A 19,500-nucleotide genomic window follows, 5' to 3' on the forward strand; every position below is an offset into this window, starting at 1 on the left:
CGATTTCATCACAATTACGTTTAAAAAATCGAATTGAAGAAAACAGTATGAAAGATATTTAAATTGTCTTGTTTAGACAGAAAGAATTAAAAATTGAAAAGAGGTTAAAAGCATGCACTTAAAAGAAAAAATCGCAACTATTATTCAAGGTCAACGAACAGGTATATTATCTACTGTACGTAACGATAAGCCACATGGTGCCTTTATGATGTTTTTCCACGAAGATTTTGTACTATATGTTGCAACAGATCGAAATTCAAAAAAGATAACAGATATCGAGAAGAATCCAAATGTGCACGTACTACTTGGACGAGAGGGAAAGAAATTAGATGAAGATTACATTGAAGTTGAAGGTATCGCTTCCATCGAAGAAGATCAAACATTAAAAAATAAATTTTGGACTAATAGCTTAAAACGCTGGTTACTCGGTTCGGAAGATCCTAATTACGTACTAATAAAAATCAATCCTGATACAATTTATTACATCGATAGTGCTGGTGCGACCGAGCCCGAGTTTTTACGACTATAAAATAAAAATAAGCCCACCTTAGGTGGGCTTGTTTTGTCGAAAGGTTCTTCTGAAAAAAACAATAAAATAGGTGGAACTTTCTAAAGATTCTGTTATATAATAGCAGTAACTTAAATAAACTGTATTAAAACAGATTGAGGGGAGAAATAAAAATTGATGAAAAGAGAAGAACGAAAAAACATGATTGAGTTTATTGAAAAGAAAAAAGGGATTGAACGTGACGAATTATTATTTATGACAGACGATGAAGTAGAGCATATTTATAATGTAACGTACTTTTTATATGAAGAAATAGCAGAGTAGTATAATAAACCCCCACCTTATTAAAAATATAGGGCGGGGGTTTATTTCGTTTTTTATACATGAGAATGATTTTCATGTATAATAATGTAAGATTGGAGGAATTTCACTATGAGTTCATGGCTATTATTCGCACTATTATCAGCAATTGCTGCTGCCCTCGTATCTATTTTTGGAAAGATTGGCTTAGATGGAATCGATGCCAACGTTGCAACAACGATTCGCTCTATTATTATGGCATTATTTATGGTAGGAGTTATTATTATACAAGGTAAATTTCAAAATATCGGTGATGTCCTCCTAAATAAAAAAGCACTGCTATTTATCACATTAAGTGGAATCGCTGGTGCTTCGTCATGGCTATTTTATTTTCTTGCATTAAAAACAGGAAAAGTTTCACAAGTAGCACCTATCGATAAATTAAGCGTAGTATTTTCCATTATTCTCGCGATGATTATATTAGGTGAAAAGTTAAACTTTATGACTGGTATTGGTGTAGTCTTTATTACAGCTGGTGTATTATTTGTTGCTTTCAGCTAAAAAACCGCTATTATTAGCGGTTTTTTCTTTTCCTTATGTAAATCCACACAATAAATGTTACAATTGCCGAAACTAATAAAATCCATATTCCATAATGATGGAAACTATATTCAACAAAGCGCCACTTCTCTCCCAGTTTCCAACCTAATCCAATAAAAACACTTATCCAAATTAGTGCACCACCGTAAGCATACAAACAAAACCGCCACAATGTTAAATTTGAAACTCCAGCAAAATATGCTGTTAAATGACGTACTCCCGGTATAAAGTAGCCAATCATTAAAAGAAATGGACCGTATTTTTCAAATAAAATATGTGTTTTTTCAATATGATGTTCCTTAATTCTAACTTTCGGACCATATTTTTTTAAAACAGGGAGCCCAAGTTTTAAACCTAATATGTAACTTAATGTAATGCCAAGCATTGCACCTGCCATTCCACTTAAAAAAGCAGCTGTTCCTGACATAACTCCTTTTGAAATGTTATATCCGATAAAAGTCAATAAAAACTCATCCGGTATAGGTAATCCAACAATCCCGCCAGCTAAAGCTATAATAATTCCAAAATATCCATAATGTGCGATTAACTCGCCAATATGTTGTTCCATTCGGAAGACACATCCTATACACGATCGTTATTCCATATTGTGCCCATTCTATCTTTAAGACAAACATGGTATACATATTCACTATACATTGTTTTTATAATGAACTCTACTTCTATTCCATTCCTTAAACAGAGATTTAATCAGTGGTTTTTTTTATCAATCCCAACTGATTATTAGCCTGAACCAATCGGGATTTTACGGGCAGCAGGGCTCCTACTTAGCTTCCCTGCATTCGCTAAATTTTGGTGTAGGAGTCTTACTGCCTATAAATAGCGAGATAAAAAAATAAAAATTCATAGGCTTATTTTTTTGTTACAATAAAGGGAAGTTACTTTTTGCAACGGTTTAACTCTCAAGAAAAATGATATATCTAGCAAAAACATAGTTTGGTCTATATAATGCAACTTCTACCTATTAGAGTAACATGCACCCTTTTACATACAACATCATTTTTCTAAATTATACAGGGGGAACGAACATGACCATTGAAAAACAATTTATCCAAAAGATTTACTATAAAACATTTTTAACAGAAGACTCTTCCATTCCGGTAGCGGAAGTACTCGGTGAAGCATATATAAATGAATCAAAAAATGAATTCTCCAACATATCTAATATTCGCTTTGCACAAGGTGAAGTTTATTTCCAAACTAACGACTTTGAAGCCGCTATATTCAAATGGGAGAAAGTAAATAATGAACTTGCTCTCTGGGCTATGAAGAATATTGCAGATGCTTATTTCGAATTAGATTTCTTACCAAAAGCAGAAGAAATTTATAAATCTATCCAAACAGAAGATACAACTCTTACGATGGAAGTTTCCCTACAACTTCTTTCTCTTTATATCGAGCAAAATCGTTTAGGTCTAGCATTTAAGACGATTAGTGACGCTGTTGCGTTTCAACCGGACTATCCAAATATTACTGCAATCGCTCGATCGTTCTATGAAAAACAAGAAGATTGGAATAATGCTATTGAACTAGCGGTTCAAGAAGGAATTCGAACTAAATCTTTACACTGGTTTGATACTTTAATCAATTATGTAAACAGAGGCTTTACTAACAAGATAAAACCTGAGTATTTCTATGAATCTTTAAAAGCCTTATATGCTATTGATCAAGTTCAGTTTAAAGAACTTGTTATTTCACTTTGGAACAGCTATGAAAATGAATCATTCCACCTACCTTGGATTCAAACAATAAATCACCTATTCTTACATATTGAAGTAGATGCTAATGATGATTGGAATGAAATTTCTACTCGCTATCAAGAGACGTACTTCGAATTGATTACTGGACAACATTTCATGCACGAATTACAAGGACTTGTACCAGATTTATTAACAAATTGGTTTAGTTTAACGAAAGCGGAAGATTCTTTACTTGTCTCCGCAGCAGTATTAGCATGGAATGAAGTTTCACCGACAACTCTAGAATCATTACTCGTAAAAAGCGCATTTGCCTTACTTTCAAATGCATCAGCTCATGCAAATGTTGATATGGCAGACGTATCAGCATTATTTGAAACGATTGCTGTATGGGCTGAGAAGAATGATGTAGATTTAGGTCATCAATTCACACTACTTGTTCGTGAGTTATACGATTTAACTGTTACACAACTTCTAGTAGCAGGAGCTAGCGATTATGATAAATCAGCCTTTATTAACTCTATACTAGGAGAAAATATATTAAATGAGGCTATAACAACTTCAATTACATTTAAAGATGATAGTCAAACTGAAATAACTGAGCTTACAGAACTAGATATACGAAATATACCAAACTTTGACGAACTTCATAACATACTAGCGGTACCTTCTCAGTCAAAACTAGAAAGAAAATGTATTGAAGTTAAATTACCAAGTAGATTTTTACGAAAAAATAAGTTTTCATTCCTTGTCACACCTACTGTGCATGGACAACTTGACAAAAACAGCTCTCACTTTGAATACTTACAGGCAGCAGATAGTCTCATCTATGTACTAAATTCAGCTTCACCATTACATGATGAAGAGCTCGATACATTATTATATATTCGTGAGCAAGTACCAAATTTACAAATTAAATTCGTCTTACAAACAATTGATACGAATACTAGTGAAAATATCACGAACAGCATTAAAAAGAAAATACTCGTACATTTCCCAGAAGCACACTTTTTCCCTTACTCTCCTTCACAAGAGAGTAGTGAACAGCTAGGTAACGTAACAGACTCTATTCTTTCTAACCTTACTCAGCGTAACGTGGAAAAAGAACGCATTGAAAAATTATTATGGTTTATCCAAAAAACAATTGCATACCTTGTAAATGAACGTGTGGAATTAGAAAATACGTTAGTGAAATCCGTTCGCTGGAATAAACATATTTTAGTAAAACTTGATGGTTTTATTAATAATCTTACTGCCATTCAAAAAGATAAAATTCGTTCTATTACAGAATCTTATCTCTTAACGAAAGAAGAGATTACGCAGGATATACATTCTCAAATTCCTGAATTGTTGCAGAGTTGCTCTGACCTCGTTCAAGAAGATAGTGATTTCAAACTGGTCCATGAAGAACTAAATGTAGCAATGAATGAAAGAATTCAAAAACATGTACAGCAAGTGCTCCTTCCTAAGTTTACTGGGTCTATTCAAGAATGGATTGAAACTGCTCATAATGAATTCATTCAAGCTCAGGCTTATTTAGATGAAATGAGCGATACCTTTAATAAGCTCTATGAGGAAGAGCGTATTAAACTTCCTTGTGATTTCAAATTACTAGATGACTGGGATAGAGATGTTGCAAGAATGACGAATAGAATTACAGTAGCTAACATCAATATTTTATTACGCTTTACACCGACACAATTTTTCTTAAAAAGTGCAGGAAAGTTATTCGGTAATATGCAAAAAAATCAATCTATGCTATCAAATAAATATAAACAATATATTGAAACAGAAGATTATACAGAAGTTGCTCAGATGATTTCAAAACAATTCTTCCTACAATTTGAAGTGTTTGAAGGTGCGCTAGAACGGGATATCATGATGTTCTTTAAAGACCCTCTTAGCATATTGAAACAAACCGTAGAAGCGGCCCAACTTGAAATACAAGAAGATGAGCAAACATTAACAAAGCTAAGAACGAACCCAGAAACTTATCATGATCCTTTAACACTCTTTAAATTGCAATTGTTACAACGGAAATTCATGTTAAATATCGACCAAAATAATGAACATATTGCTTCACAAGAAACAATAAAGTGAAACTATAATCAGTGGGGGTTTTGTTCATCCCCCACTGATTATTAGCCTTCACCAATCGGGCGTTTACGGGCAGCCCCACTCCCACCTAGCTTCTTTGCTCCACCTGAATTTTGAGGTGGGAGTTTTACTGCCCGTTAATGCGGGATAAATAAAACACCAACTGTTTAAATAAGAAAAACCAAGCAACTAATTCGCTTGGTTTTTCTTATTTTTAATCTACAATTTTCACATGTTCAAATGGATAATATATCGCCATGAACTTTCCTAATACTTCTGTTCTATCAATGAGCCCTAAGCCGTTCCTACTATCCCTACTAACTAAACGATTATCTCCCATCACAAAAATTTTATTTTTAGGAATTGTAATCGGTCCAAAATCTTCAGTTAAATTGATAAGTAATTTTTCTGCCTGTTTTTTATTATTCTTTAAATACTCTTCATTTTTCACTTGATGATTAACATATAATTGATCATTCTTCATCTCAATTACATCTCCTGGCAATCCAATAACTCTCTTCACGTAGAAATTATCTGTCTTCACGACAATAATATCCTCTCTCTCATAACTTTCAAATCTCTTTGCAAGTTTATTAATAATTACTTTATCTCCATCTTGTAACGTCGGCCTCATCGATGCTCCTTTTACAGTCGTAGGGAAAAACAAAAAGATTTTTGCCAAAAACACTAATAAACATGCAATTGCAATTATTTCAAAGAATTCACGCAAATGTTTTTTCTTTTGCATCATTCCACCATCTCATCATCTTTTTATTTTTATTATAAGTACTCCGACTAGTTAATTTCCACAAAATTCTGAATTGCAACATTAGAATATTACAAATATAAAAATAATATTCCCTATAAATTCACTATTTTTATATACTATGTTTTCCATCTATCAAACAGGACTTTTCCTATGAAATTTATGCTTAGAAAGTATAAATTACTACACAAATTAAACAAACAAATATAATAACATAGCAATAAAAAAGATACTCTCAAAATAGTCTATCAACTATTTTTGAGAGTATCTTTTTATAATCCTACATATACAATACACATCTGCGCTGCGACATATGTAAACCAAATCCAAAGCGGTTCATACTTCAGTTTGCGCCCTCCGATATCTGTCACGCCGATAATAAAATCAGAAATCACAAACAGTAAACCACCAAGTGCTGGTATCCACCATATTCCTATATTCTCGTAATATAAGGCGAATGCAAAACATGCCATTCCTCCAACCCACAAACCGTAAATTAGAGCGCCTATTGTAAAAAGTTTGTCTTGTTTTTCATTTCGAATAAAGAAAAACCACCCTATAATTAGAAAGAGTCCGTATACGAGTAAACCGATCCAAAAACCATTCCATGAAATACCTGTTTGTAAAAATGCTTTCACATAGAAACAATGTGCAAGAGCGAAAGTAACCATTCCTCCCATTAATCGATGACCAATTGGAATTAATCCTGCCATAAATAAATCCCCTACAGTTGATAAAGTCATACCGAGTGCAACCCACGTACTGTACTCAGCCGATGGATCTTGTAACCATATCCAAATTGCACTTCCTGTTAAAGAAAAACTAAGAATAAGACGAACGGCTAAAGGTAACGGCATATTATTTCTCGTTCTCTTCGTCTGTCCTATTGCATAAATTGCTCCCATTAAAAAAAGAATAATTTGCCCGACTAACACAATGTAAAGTACATTCATAATATGTTCTCCTCAATAAATGCTTTATTCTATCTTTTTTTCGTTACATATATCACATTCTCCTTTTTCTATGTAAAAAAAGAAGAACAATACTGTTCTTCCATTTTAATCGTTTTTCTGTTCTCTATGCTACTTGTTTTTCTTGCTCAACTTTCTTTTTAACCGGGTTACGATTTACTACAATAATTCCAGCTGCGACACACGCTAAACCAAATAGTACAAAGGAATGGATTGCTTCCCCTAAAATTAGACTTGATAGTAGTACACCAAAAACTGGTATAAAGAACATATACATTGAGACTTTCCCTACTTTGTTATACTTCATAATTGTATTCCATATACAGAATCCGGCTGCTGATAAGAACGATAAATATATGAGCATAAGTATTGCATGTAGATTAAATATGAATGGCATCATTCCAACTTGAAATGCACCTATACATAGCAACCCCATTGATCCGAAAATCATCTGATATGCTGTCATATACCCAATATCTAATGTTTTACTACCTTCTTTCGCTAATATGTTTCCATACGAATACATCATGGCTGCCCCAAGAAGTAATAAGCTACCTATTCCAAAATGAAATGATAAACTTCCATCACTCGGTACATTCACTAAAATCACACCGCAAAAACCGATAGCTACTCCAATTACTTTTCGCCTATTTAGAGCATCATCTTTATATAAAAAGTGTGCGAGTAAAATTTGAAAGAATGATGATGTTCCTGAAATAATCGCTCCTTCAATTCCTGAGCTGTAACTCATTCCAATATAAAAACATATATATTGAAGAAAAGTTTGAAACAAGCCAATTTGAACTAACTGCTTTCCTGTTCCTTTTTTGAACTTCATATCTTTTCCTAACGCTTTAAAAAATAATAAGAGCATTACACCAGATAAGAAAAAGCGATAGCCAGCAAATAATATTTGTTCCCCGACTTCTTGTGGCTGAATTCCAAGTTCAGCATAGCTTAATTTAATAAAGGGAAATGCGCTTCCCCATAAAAATGTTGCTACTATTGCAGCAATAAACACGCCAATCGGATGGGTGAAAAATTTCTCTGTCTTCAACTTGATGTCTTCCTTTCCGACCTTTTTATGAACAATATTCATATATACCAAAGGAAATACGAAAACACAAGTTTTCAGTTTATCCCGCTATTCGCCGGGCAGTAAAACTCCCACCTCCAAATTCGGCTGGGGCAAAGAAGTTAGCTGGGAGCCCTGCTGCCCGTAAAAGCCCGATTGGCGAGGGCTAATAATCAGCGGGAGATGAACAAAACCCCCACTAATTAAAGTTTCACTTTATACTAAAACAAAAACATATCATCTAAGAAAAACATATGCTATACTATAGAATAATTACAATATAATAACTATTAAAACCAGATTCAACAGAAATGCTGCTATCCATTATGGATGGCAGCTTTCGTCGTTTTATAGGGGTTTCGATTTTGATTCTTTTTCTCAATAAGAATTCGGAAGGAGCGAGTATTAATGAACGCAGAAGTAAAAACATTACAAGCACAAAAAGATATTTCTCATCCCTCTTTATGGGATACATTAAAGAAACATTATGAACTTATATTTGCAATCGCATCTGGTATTTTTATTTTAGCTGGTTGGTTATTCACAAAAAATGATGCAATAAGTGCAGGTATTACTTTATATATCCTTGCTTATGTAGTTGGAGGATTTGCAAAAGCAAAAGAAGGTATTGAAGACACAATTGAAGAGAAAGAGCTAAATGTTGAAATGCTCATGATTTTTGCAGCTATCGGTGCCGCAGTTATTGGTTACTGGGCAGAGGGTGCTATTTTAATCTTCATCTTTGCATTAAGCGGAGCAATGGAATCTTATACATTAAGTAAAAGCCAAAAAGAAATTTCAGCGCTTCTTGATCTACAACCTGAAGAAGCATTACGTATTTCAAACGGAACTCCGGAACGTGTTCCAGTTGAACAATTACAAATTAACGATATTATTTTAATTAAGCCAGGTGAGCGTGTTCCTGCTGATGGCACAATTCATACTGGTGAAACAAATATTGATGAAGCTGCTATTACAGGAGAACCCATTCCGAATGAGAAAAAATTCGGCGATGAAGTATTTGCCGGCACTGTAAATTTACGTGGTGCTATTGAAGTTAAAATTACGAAGCCGAGCGATCAAACATTATTCCAAAAGATTATTCGTCTCGTTCAAAGTGCACAAAGCGAAAAATCCCCATCACAACTATTCATCGAAAAATTTGAAGGAACATACGTAAAAGGTGTACTACTTGTTGTTGCGCTTATGATGTTTGTTCCTCATTTCTTACTTGATTGGAGTTGGAATGAAACGTTTTACCGCGCGATGATCTTACTTGTAGTCGCTTCTCCTTGTGCGCTAGTTGCAGCCATTACACCGGCAACTTTATCAGCAATTTCAAACGGAGCGAGAAACGGTATTCTCTTTAAAGGTGGTATTCATTTAGAACGTCTAGCTTCAGTAAAGGCGATTGCCTTTGATAAAACAGGAACATTAACACAAGGAAAACCTACTGTAACAGATGTATATGTTCGAGAAGGCATAGCAGAAAGTGAAGTACTTTCTATTACAGCAGCGATTGAAAGTCACTCTACACATCCTTTAGCAGAAGCGATTGTTAAATATGCAAAACATGCTTACGACATTACGATAAAAAAACCAGAAAACGTTGAAGATGTAACTGGTTTTGGATTAAAAGGAATATTAGAAAACAAATCTTATAAAATTGGTAAAGCTGATTTTATTGGAGAAGAAACAAAGACATTTCATAATGGCATTTCTGCTTCACTTGAAAAAGAGGGGAAAACTGTCGTTTATATTAGTGATGAGGATGGTATTCTTGGACTGATCGCTTTAAAAGATACCCTTCGCCAAGAAACGATAGCGGCTATTCGTGATTTGCAAAGCATTGGTGTCGAAGCAATCATGATTACTGGTGATAATGAAGAAACAGCAAAAGCAATTGCCAATGAAAGTAATATAAAAGAATATTACGCATCATGTTTACCGGAAACAAAAGTTGAAACGATAAAGCAGTTAAAAGAAAAGTACGGCATAGTCGCCATGGTTGGAGATGGTATAAACGATGCACCTGCACTCGCTACTTCTAGTATTGGTGTTGCAATGGGTGAAGGAACAGACGTAGCATTAGAGACTGCAGACGTTGTTCTTATGAAAAACGAATTATCTCGTCTCTCTCAAGCAATCCGTTTATCAAAACGAATGAACCGTATTGTGAGGCAAAACGTTATCTTCTCTTTAGCTGTCATTGCAATGCTGATTTGTTCTAATTTCTTGCAGTTTTTAGCTCTTCCATTCGGTGTTATTGGACATGAAGGAAGTACCATTCTTGTAATCTTGAATGGCTTACGATTATTAAAAGGAAATAAGTAACGGGTCCCTGATAAAGGACCCGTTTTTTTTTAATGGTAGCTATTGTGACCGTTCGCACTACTGCTCGTTTTATGCTTTGGATGCGAACTGCTCTTTTGTTTATTATTACTTTTATTATTGTGGTTCTTTTTATTATTACTCATGAAATATCCCCCCTGTTCCCTTTTATTATGGAACAAGAGCTCATTTTTCATTACGGGAATTATTGTCACCCGTTCTATAATGATGGAGTAAACCATTAATTTCACCGCCAAGTAAAATTACCCATGCAGTTAAGTAAAACCATAACATTAAAATAATGATACCACCGAGACCACCATATGTATTAGCGTAATTTGCAAATTTATCTACATAATAGGCAAATGAGTACGATACCACAATCCATCCTACAGTAGCAAATATTGCTCCCGATATGACTTCTCTTCGCTTTAATTTCCGATCAGGCGCAAATGTATATAAAAAGCTAAACAAAGCGATTAAGACAAAGAAACTTGCTACCAAACGCGTAATACTCCAAACATAAGAAAAACTATCCGATAAACCAATTGCTTTAAACACGGCTGCCCCAATCACTTGTCCAAATACTGGGACGATTAGTGCAAACACAATCATAAAAATTATCGCTAACGTGAACACGATAGATAAAGCTCTTGTTTTAATAAAAGAACGGGTTTCTGTTACATCATAAGCACGGTTAAAAGCGTTCATAACCGCATTCACCCCGTTTGAAGCAAACCATAACATCGATAGTAAACCGAATGATAATAAACCACCATTTTGTTCGTTTACAACTTTATCTACGTTTACTTCAATTAAGTTCATCGCATCTTCTGGTACGTACGGTTCTAATAAATTGAGCACACTTTCTGTTTGAAGGTCAATAAAGCCAAGAAGCGTAATTAAGAAAACAAGCCCAGGGAAAATCGCAAGCAAGAAGAAATAAGCGAGCTGTGCTGCTAAGCCCGCTACATCATCGCGCATCGTCCGGTCATATAAATCTTTCCCAAACGAAAAAGTGCGATTTCTTTTTGCTTTTTCTAGAAATTTCCTCATATTTTTTAGACGCTTTTCTTCTCTTCTTTATTTTGCTTTAGCTCAATGTATGCTTCAGTTTTTTTTTCCTCTGCATTTGAGTCTTTCATAAATAATTCACGCGCTTCTTTCATACCACCATCTTCAGCTACCACTGGCTCTTCTTCTGCTTTAAGCTCATCTACCTTTGGAGATACAGCTTGAATTTCAATCGTTTCCGGCTTTTCTACTGGCACGATTTTTTTCTTACTAAAAATTTCTTTCGTTTCTTTTAACGTTTCTACAACAGACGGCGTCAATTTTTTGATTTCTGCTACTTTCGCTTTCACTACATTAAAATCAGCAAGTTCGCGTCCTTTATCTGTAACAGTTTGCACTTTTTCTTTTATCTTCGCATTTTCACCAATTTCAATCATCTTTGTTTTTGCTTTTTCAGCAGTGTTTTTTACTTTTTCACGGTTTTCTTTCTTCAACATAGATACAGCTACACCTGCAGCTACACCAAGCGCAATGTTTCGAGCAATATTATTTTTCTTTGCCATATTCCTTCACCCTTTCATTTCTTATATTAGAAAGTATTACTTTCTAAGCTTCCTCATATTCCTTGTTCATTTCGAATGAAAGCTACTAGCTTTGCACACCCTTCTGTTACAAGGTCATACACTTCTTGGAAGTTCCCTGTAAAGTAAGGGTCAGGAACGTCTGTCCAGCCACCGTCTGGAACAAAATCGGACAGTCTACCAATATAGCCTCCAGTTTTACCAAAACTTTTTAAATCCGCTATATTCTTGTTGTCCATGGCAATAATATAATCAAACTTTGTTAAGTCTTCTTTTTCTACTTGCCGTGCTTTAATTCCTTCAAAAGAGACTTCATTTTCTTTTAAAATTTTTTTTGTTCCTTTATGTGGTGGATGACCAATATGCCAATCTCCAGTTCCTGCAGAATCAATGACAATTTTCTCTTCGAGTCCCTCTTTTACGACAAAATCTCGAAAAATTGCTTCTGCCATTGGAGAACGACAAATATTCCCAAGACAAACAAACAATACTCGGACCATATTTTTGTCTCTTCCCTTCTTGGTGCATTTCTTAATATATATCTATAGTATAAACAACCAATTATTAATTATAAAGGAAATCCCTACTAATTTAATAGGATTGAAAAGTTTCATTAACGAAAATGATAAAAAAATGTTAAGATAGCCTTATGTTATTTTAAAGGGGGACACTTCGGTGGATTTATCCGTAAAATCAGAAGTAAACGTTGAATATATGGTAGAAGCTATTAAAGAAAAATTACGCATGGTTAATGCTGGAGCAATGAGAGCTGCTAGTTTTAACGAAGAAATGTACGAGGACTTACGTGACATTTATGAGCACGTTATGAAACGTGAAACATTCAGTATTAGTGAAATGCAAGCTATTACTGAGGAATTAGGTACATTAATTAAAAAATGACAAAGAGCCTCACGTATTCGAGGCTCTTTTAATTTCAACAAATTCATGACAACTCTTCTCTTTTCCTCCTCACATTCTAAATTACTGTACAATGAAAGTAGAACCTCACCTTAGATTTTTTCTCCATACATACTACTCTAAAAAAATTGCCACACTACCATTGCTAACTGTTTTTACTGGAGGTGCTTACTTATGAGCAATTGGTACAGTAAGACGAAAAATCAAACATTAATCGACCTAGAAACAAATGAACAACACGGTTTAACAGATAAAATCGTAAATGAACGTTTAAAGCAATATGGTTCTAATGAATTAGCTACCAAGCAAAAACGTACTTTATGGCAGCGCGTTTTCGCCCAAATTAATGACGTCCTCGTATATGTCCTTATTATCGCTTCCCTTATTTCCGCCTTTGTAGGTGAATGGGCCGATGCAAGTATTATCGCGCTCGTTGTAGTTTTAAATGCTGTTATTGGTGTAATCCAAGAATCGAAAGCGGAACAGGCTTTAGAAGCATTGAAAAAGATGGCAACACCTAAAGCTATCGTAAAGCGAGATGGTGAACTAAAAGAGATTCCATCTGAGCACGTCGTTCCAGGTGATATCGTTATGCTTGATGCCGGACGATATATACCATGTGATTTACGGCTTATCGAAACTGCTAATTTAAAGGTTGAAGAATCTGCTCTAACTGGTGAATCTGTCCCCGTTGATAAAGATGCAGTCTACCATCCTTCCATGCAAAGTGATGAACAAGTACCGTTAGGCGATCAAAAAAACATGGCTTTTATGTCGACGCTAGTAACATACGGACGTGGCGTCGGCGTTGCTGTTGAAACTGGGATGCACTCACAAATTGGTAAGATTGCTACCCTTTTACATGAAGCAGACGATGATATGACACCACTTCAAAAAAGCTTAGCACAAGTAGGAAAATATTTAGGCTTTGTCGCTGTAGCTATTTGTGCTACTATGTTTCTCATCGGTTTTTTACAGGGCCGGGATACGTTAGAAATGTTTATGACCGCAATTAGTTTAGCTGTTGCAGCCATTCCAGAAGGCTTACCAGCTATCGTTTCCATCGTTCTTGCAATTGGTGTTCAGCGTATGATTAAACAAAACGTTATCATTCGTAAACTACCAGCTGTTGAAGCTCTCGGTTCTGTCACAATTATTTGTTCAGATAAAACAGGTACATTAACTCAAAATAAAATGACTGTTACTCACTTTTATAGTGATCGCACATACGACCAGCTAGAAAATTTGAATGTAAATAATGATGCACACCGTCTATTATTAGAAAATATGGTTTTATGTAACGATGCTTCTTACGGTACCGACTCACAAACAGGGGATCCTACAGAAATTGCCCTTCTTGTTGCCGGAAGCTCTTTTAACATTCAAAAAGATCAGTTAGAAAATGCACATGAACGCGTTAACGAGCTCCCTTTCGATTCAGATCGTAAAATGATGTCAACCGTGCATACATACGATGAAAGCTACTATAGCATGACGAAAGGTGCTATTGATAAACTCTTACCTCACTGCACCCATATCTTTATAAATAACAAAATCGAGGTCCTAACAGATTCTGATAAAAATCAAATATTAGACGCTGCCGGGTCAATGTCTCAAGAAGCTTTAAGAGTACTTTCATTCGCATTTAAACAATACAATTCAAGCGATGTGGATATAAATCATCTCGAAGAAAATCTCATCTTTATCGGTCTTGTCGGTATGATTGATCCACCACGTACAGAAGTAAAAGATTCCATTACAGAGTGTAAAAAAGCTGGTATTCGTACAGTTATGATTACTGGCGATCATAAGGATACCGCCTTTGCAATTGCCAAAGAACTTGGTATCGCTGAAGAAAAATCTGAAATTATGCTTGGAACTGAATTAGATAACATTCCAGATACAGAACTAGCAAGTAAAATTAACCACTTAAATGTATTCGCTAGGGTCTCTCCAGAACATAAAGTGAAGATTATAAAAGCATTACGTGCTAAAGGAAATATCGTTTCCATGACTGGTGACGGTGTAAATGATGCTCCATCTTTAAAACAAGCAGACGTTGGAGTAGCAATGGGAATTACAGGAACAGATGTCGCAAAAGGCGCAGCAGATGTAGTTTTAACAGACGATAACTTCTCATCTATTGTGAAAGCTGTTGAAGAAGGAAGAAATATTTATCGTAATATTAAAAAGTCTATTCTCTTCCTACTCTCTTGTAACTTCGGCGAAATTATAGCTCTCTTTTTAGCTATTTTACTCGGCTGGGCAACACCACTACGCCCTATTCACATTTTGTGGGTAAATTTAATTACAGATACACTGCCTGCATTATCACTCGGTGTTGATCCTGAAGATCCAGATGTGATGAAGGAAAAACCACGACATGCGAAAGAAAGCTTATTTAGCGGCAGCGTTCCTTTTCTTATTTTCAATGGGGTTGTAATTGGACTTCTTACTTTAACAGCCTTTATCGTTGGGGCAAAGCTCTATACAGGAGATACAAATTTATTTCCTCTCTTCCCAGATCAAATTGATGAAGACGCTCTATTACACGCTCAAACGATGGCATTTGTCGTTCTTAGTTTTTCTCAACTCGTTCATTCATTTAACTTACGTTCAAGAACGAAATCAATTTTTTCAATTGGGATATTTACAAATAAATATTTAGTTTTCTCCCTTCTTATCGGTGTTCTTATGCAAGTTTGTATCATTTCCATCCCACCTCTTGCCAATATATTCGGTGTGCATGCATTAACAATGCGAGATTGGGGATTTGTTCTCTTGTTAAGTATCATTCCGCTTGTTGTGAATGAAATCATTAAATTATTTAAGAGAAAATAAAAGGCAATGAGGAATATTCCTCATTGCCCTTTTGTTTATCCTGCTATTTGCCGTGCAGTAAGACTCCCACCTCAAAATTCGGCTAGAGCAAAGAAGTTAGGCGGGAGATGAACATCCCCCACTGATTAAAGTTTCACTTTATCCTTGTAATTCTTTTTTGATATTCTCTGTTAATGTAGCCATACGCTTACGACTTTCTTCACGCTCACGTTTATTTTGCTCTTCAATTTGTTGTGTTTCTTGCATACCTCTTGAAATAATGTTCCAAGTTTCCTCAAGTGTTTCCATCTTAATACTAGAAGAACCTGATAATCTCGCTACTTCCACACTTTGAGTTGCGATATTTTGTGCATTTTTCTTAAGTAATTCATTTGTACGGCGATCAAGTTCCGCCATAGAGTCCGCAACAAGCTTTTGACGTTTCGCATTTACCGCTTGAATGATACCATTTTTAAAGATAGGAATCGTTGTAATAAATGCTGTATTGATTTTACCGATTAATTTATTGTTACCGCGTTGAATCATACGAATTTGTGGTGCTGTTAATAGAGCAACCATACGTGCTTTTTCTAAATCATCAATACGCTGTTCTAAAATTTCAACAGAGTTTTTAAGCGATTCTAATTCAATACCCGCTAACTGATCATTATTACGTATGCGCTCTTCGTACATCGGAACTAACTCTGTATTTAAACGCTCTAATAACATTTCCCCTGCTACTACGTATTTTTCTAAGTCTAAATAATACTTTAAGTTTTGCTCATATAAACCATCTAACGTACCAATTGATTTTTTCATTTCATCTTGATACTTCGTAATTTCTACGTATACTTTATCCATTTCGCGACCCATCGTCTGATACTTACTAAAGATTTGTTCAATCATTTTATCTGCTTTTTTGAACATACGTGAGAAGAAACCACTTTTCTCTTCCGCAAAGTCTTTACTATCAAATCTGTCCATAATTTTACCGAGCTGCTTTAATAATTCACCAGAGTCTTCTACTTTCGATAAAGACATTGTATGTAAAATTTGATCAGCGAAACGTGAAATTTCCATAGAAGGTTCTTTTCCGAGTTCAATTAATTCTAATTGATCTTTAATGTCTACTGCGTTATAAATACGTTGCACTTCTGCATCTTGTCTAAGTTGCAAGCGAACATCTTGTGCGGTTTGCTCATTCAATTCTGTTTTCGAATCTAGTACGACTGGGTTATTCATATGGTATTCTCCCTTTCCTTATAAAAATGGACGAAATAGTCCTTTTATTGTTTGTGATAAATTTTTATAGGCTGATGAACCATGAAATTCAAGATCGAAATTAACTTCTTCAAGCCAATGTGAATCAAATGCTCCTGATTGAATATACGGTTCAATATCGTTTCTCCCCGTTGGATTAAAGTGGAATACATCTACTCCAATTTGATTTAAAAATAGTAATAACACAGCATCAGAACGACTTAATTCTCCGCTCTTCTCATTATTAAATATAACAATTTTCGGTACTTCTTGCGAATAATCAAATTTCTCAAGCTGCTCTAAAATGTTCGGTGGTATTTGAGAGAGTTGTGCGAAAACATACAGCGCTACATCTTGTTTCGTCTCTTTCGCAATTGGTTTACACATTTCACTTTCACACGTATGGATCATTGCTTCTGCAATACCATGTTGTAATCCTTCTGGTAAACGCTTATGCGGCCACCAATGGCTGTTCATAATTAAATCCGGATGTAACTTTCCCCCGCGGTCCAATGCATCTCGATAATGATATTGGAAATTCGCTTTTTGTTCTTTCGTAAACGGGAATGTATTAATTAATAAACTGTTATCAAATGATGTAACAGTCTTTAATCGCTGAAAATATTCTTTATCATTCTTTGAAACGCCTGATATTTTTGCAAATAAAGAAGGAATATAAATATGCTTATTTTCAACAAAGAATGTTGGACGTACAAATGCCTTTTCTTTCGTAATTAAAAAGAGTTCATCGTACGTCGTTTTGAGCGTACGGGCTACAGGTGTATACGAACGGAATTGCCACGGTTTGTATAATAATGAATTATCATGGTGAAGTACTTGCTCGATTTCTTTTGAAGCTTGATAAGCTACTGTTGCGACGCGTTCACGACGCCGATCAGGAAATGGTTCCAATGAAATACGTCCTGAATGAGATACGACAAAGGTCTTTCCTTCCTCATCTACACTCTCAAATCCATCTTTTCCTTCTGGATGATAATAAAGCACATCACAGCCGAGCATAATAAGAAAGTATAAGAAATATATACGACTCTCCGTCGCATCACCGTACCAAACGATACGTGGCATTTGCTTCTTATAATTAATTGTAGAAAACCACTTTGCTACGTAATTTTCACTTAATTTAATCATATCGATTAAGAAACGCCGGAATCCTTCTGTTTTTAAAGATTGATTATGTTGTTTCTCATACAATTTCAATGCAGAAATAAACGTCGTATGTATATAATGCTGTAAATCAGGATTGTCTACTTGTGGTAATAGTTGTTTTCCAGACAAATGTGCTACAAGCCTATTGACGGTAAGTCCATTCGGCGCTTCTTGATGTAATGCAAAAACTTCTTGAATATGGCGCAGTTTTTCGGGATCAATCACCTTATTTAAATTTTGTTCATGCAAAACCTCGATCCCTTTTGCTTCACTATAATCAAATAGCCCGTTGAAATATTCATCTACATCATTAGGTACACCAAGAATGCGACTTGCTATGTAACTAAATTTCATCTCATTCTCTGTCAGTTCATATTGTGGACGTTTTTCTAAAAGCGCTTCAAATTGCTTTAAATCTGATTCTTCTTTTAATGCACATGGTTGAAGTGTAAAACGTGAAAACACAACAGTTCACCTCCAAAAACATTTACGTTTTTTCTAAAGTTTCTCTTCTATTATAAACTATTTTTAGTTATAAAAAATGGGCGCTCGCATAACGAGCAAACCCATTTCAATTATTTATGTTCACTTTTAGTAGCTGCAACTTCTTCTTTAGCTTGTCCAGAATTCTTCATGTAGTGAAGTATAAACGTTGCTCCAAACGCTATAACTAAAATAATAAAGAACAGCGTATGACTTACTTCAATATGAATGACAGACAGTAGCATTTTTGCTGCAATAATTAAAATTAAAATATATGCTGTCGTTTCAAGTTCTGGAATACGCTCTAACAATTTTAAGAATACGCCAGCGATACCACGCATCATTAAAATACCGAGCATTCCACCTAATAGTAAAATCCAAACTTCATTCGATACACCAAATGCAGCAAGTACACTATCTACAGAGAATGCGATATCCATTAATTCAACCATCGCAACCGTCCCCCAGAAAACACCGAACATTCTGAAGAGAATACTGTTTTGGTTCATACCATGGGCTTCCGCTTCTTCTGAATTGCCTTTTCTTTTATCAATGAAATATTTAATTGATAGCCAAGCTAAGTAAAGCGCACCTAACACTTTTACCCAGGCCAATTTAATTAAGAACATTCCGATTCCAATTGCAATAAAACGGAATACATAAGCTCCAATCAGTCCATAGAATAATGCTTTTTTTCGTTTTTCTTCTGGAAGATGTTTTACCATTACTGCTAATACGAGTGCATTATCGGCAGATAATAAGCCTTCAAGTACAACAAGTGTACCTATTAACCCCCAAGATACTGGATCTTGTAACACTTTAATCCACATGTCCAAGTCGAAAAACTGAGCATACGTATCAAGGATTCCTTGCAAAATACTCATCTTACCTTTA

The 19,500-nt window shown here is 35.0% G+C and carries 17 protein-coding genes; 7 read left to right on the forward strand and 10 right to left on the reverse strand.

Going from position 1 to position 19,500, the window contains the following annotated elements; translation table 11 throughout:
- Positions 1-112 precede the first annotated feature (112 nt).
- The 3 genes from ABH959_RS18255 (at position 113) to ABH959_RS18265 (ending at position 1,369) form a co-directional block, all read left to right on the forward strand.
- The gene (locus ABH959_RS18255) at positions 113-529 is read left to right on the forward strand and encodes a pyridoxamine 5'-phosphate oxidase family protein (RefSeq protein WP_113937972.1); all 417 of its coding nucleotides are present in this window, start codon (positions 113-115) and stop codon (positions 527-529) included.
- A 156-nt stretch (positions 530-685) separates the two neighbouring features.
- A complete protein-coding gene (locus ABH959_RS18260) occupies positions 686-832 on the forward strand; it encodes a BH0509 family protein (RefSeq protein WP_000817786.1) in 147 nt (48 codons plus the stop codon).
- A gap of 108 nt (positions 833-940) precedes the next feature.
- Positions 941-1,369: an EamA family transporter gene (locus ABH959_RS18265; protein ID WP_002091176.1), complete on the forward strand. Its 429-nt coding sequence runs from the start codon at positions 941-943 to the stop codon at positions 1,367-1,369.
- Positions 1,370-1,382: 13 nt separating this feature from the next.
- On the opposite strand, the gene ABH959_RS18270 is transcribed toward ABH959_RS18265, so the two are convergent.
- The gene (locus ABH959_RS18270) at positions 1,383-1,976 is read right to left on the reverse strand and encodes a DedA family protein (protein ID WP_002091181.1); all 594 of its coding nucleotides are present in this window, start codon (positions 1,974-1,976) and stop codon (positions 1,383-1,385) included.
- A 478-nt stretch (positions 1,977-2,454) separates the two neighbouring features.
- On the opposite strand from ABH959_RS18270, the gene ABH959_RS18275 reads away from it, so the two are divergent.
- Positions 2,455-5,223, forward strand: a complete 2,769-nt coding sequence (locus ABH959_RS18275; RefSeq protein ID WP_404493020.1) for a tetratricopeptide repeat protein — start codon at positions 2,455-2,457, stop codon at positions 5,221-5,223.
- Between the two features lie 211 nt (positions 5,224-5,434).
- On the opposite strand, the gene lepB is transcribed toward ABH959_RS18275, so the two are convergent.
- From lepB to ABH959_RS18290, 3 genes are all read right to left on the reverse strand, one after another.
- A complete protein-coding gene (lepB, locus tag ABH959_RS18280) occupies positions 5,435-5,971 on the reverse strand; it encodes a signal peptidase I (protein WP_113937974.1) in 537 nt (178 codons plus the stop codon).
- Between the two features lie 287 nt (positions 5,972-6,258).
- Entirely contained in the window at positions 6,259-6,939 is a 681-nt protein-coding gene (locus tag ABH959_RS18285; RefSeq protein ID WP_404493021.1) for a lysoplasmalogenase, read from the reverse strand.
- 124 nt (positions 6,940-7,063) lie between these two features.
- Positions 7,064-8,014: a DMT family transporter gene (locus ABH959_RS18290; RefSeq protein WP_061676181.1), complete on the reverse strand. Its 951-nt coding sequence runs from the start codon at positions 8,012-8,014 to the stop codon at positions 7,064-7,066.
- A gap of 426 nt (positions 8,015-8,440) precedes the next feature.
- On the opposite strand from ABH959_RS18290, the gene ABH959_RS18295 reads away from it, so the two are divergent.
- Complete coding sequence (locus ABH959_RS18295) at positions 8,441-10,366, forward strand: heavy metal translocating P-type ATPase (protein ID WP_242311325.1); 1,926 nt, start codon at positions 8,441-8,443, stop codon at positions 10,364-10,366.
- Between the two features lie 183 nt (positions 10,367-10,549).
- Here ABH959_RS18295 and ABH959_RS18300 read toward each other — a convergent pair whose 3' ends face one another.
- From ABH959_RS18300 to ABH959_RS18310, 3 genes are read right to left on the reverse strand one after another with little or no spacing between them, the layout of a single operon-like run.
- Positions 10,550-11,419, reverse strand: a complete 870-nt coding sequence (locus ABH959_RS18300; RefSeq protein ID WP_002063656.1) for a YihY/virulence factor BrkB family protein — start codon at positions 11,417-11,419, stop codon at positions 10,550-10,552.
- Between the two features lie 5 nt (positions 11,420-11,424).
- Positions 11,425-11,940, reverse strand: a complete 516-nt coding sequence (locus ABH959_RS18305) for a DUF4075 domain-containing protein (protein WP_002139514.1) — start codon at positions 11,938-11,940, stop codon at positions 11,425-11,427.
- Positions 11,941-11,993: 53 nt separating this feature from the next.
- Positions 11,994-12,458, reverse strand: a complete 465-nt coding sequence (locus ABH959_RS18310; protein ID WP_002139513.1) for a low molecular weight protein-tyrosine-phosphatase — start codon at positions 12,456-12,458, stop codon at positions 11,994-11,996.
- Positions 12,459-12,633: 175 nt separating this feature from the next.
- Between ABH959_RS18310 and ABH959_RS18315 the strand changes: the two genes are divergently transcribed.
- Positions 12,634-12,858, forward strand: coding sequence for a DUF1128 domain-containing protein (locus tag ABH959_RS18315; RefSeq protein WP_113937976.1), 225 nt, complete (start codon positions 12,634-12,636; stop codon positions 12,856-12,858).
- A 192-nt stretch (positions 12,859-13,050) separates the two neighbouring features.
- Positions 13,051-15,717, forward strand: a complete 2,667-nt coding sequence (locus tag ABH959_RS18320) for a cation-translocating P-type ATPase (protein ID WP_404493022.1) — start codon at positions 13,051-13,053, stop codon at positions 15,715-15,717.
- Positions 15,718-15,855: 138 nt separating this feature from the next.
- On the opposite strand, the gene ABH959_RS18325 is transcribed toward ABH959_RS18320, so the two are convergent.
- From ABH959_RS18325 to ABH959_RS18335, 3 genes are all read right to left on the reverse strand, one after another.
- Positions 15,856-16,938, reverse strand: a complete 1,083-nt coding sequence (locus ABH959_RS18325; protein WP_002029585.1) for a toxic anion resistance protein — start codon at positions 16,936-16,938, stop codon at positions 15,856-15,858.
- Between the two features lie 18 nt (positions 16,939-16,956).
- Positions 16,957-18,588, reverse strand: coding sequence for a YceG family protein (locus tag ABH959_RS18330; protein ID WP_404493023.1), 1,632 nt, complete (start codon positions 18,586-18,588; stop codon positions 16,957-16,959).
- A 110-nt stretch (positions 18,589-18,698) separates the two neighbouring features.
- Entirely contained in the window at positions 18,699-19,490 is a 792-nt protein-coding gene (locus tag ABH959_RS18335; protein ID WP_113937979.1) for a TerC family protein, read from the reverse strand.
- Positions 19,491-19,500 lie beyond the last annotated feature (10 nt).

The sequence above is a fragment of the Bacillus sp. RC51 genome, from assembly GCF_044908115.1.
Taxonomy (GTDB): Bacteria; Bacillota; Bacilli; order Bacillales; family Bacillaceae_G; genus Bacillus_A; species Bacillus_A mycoides.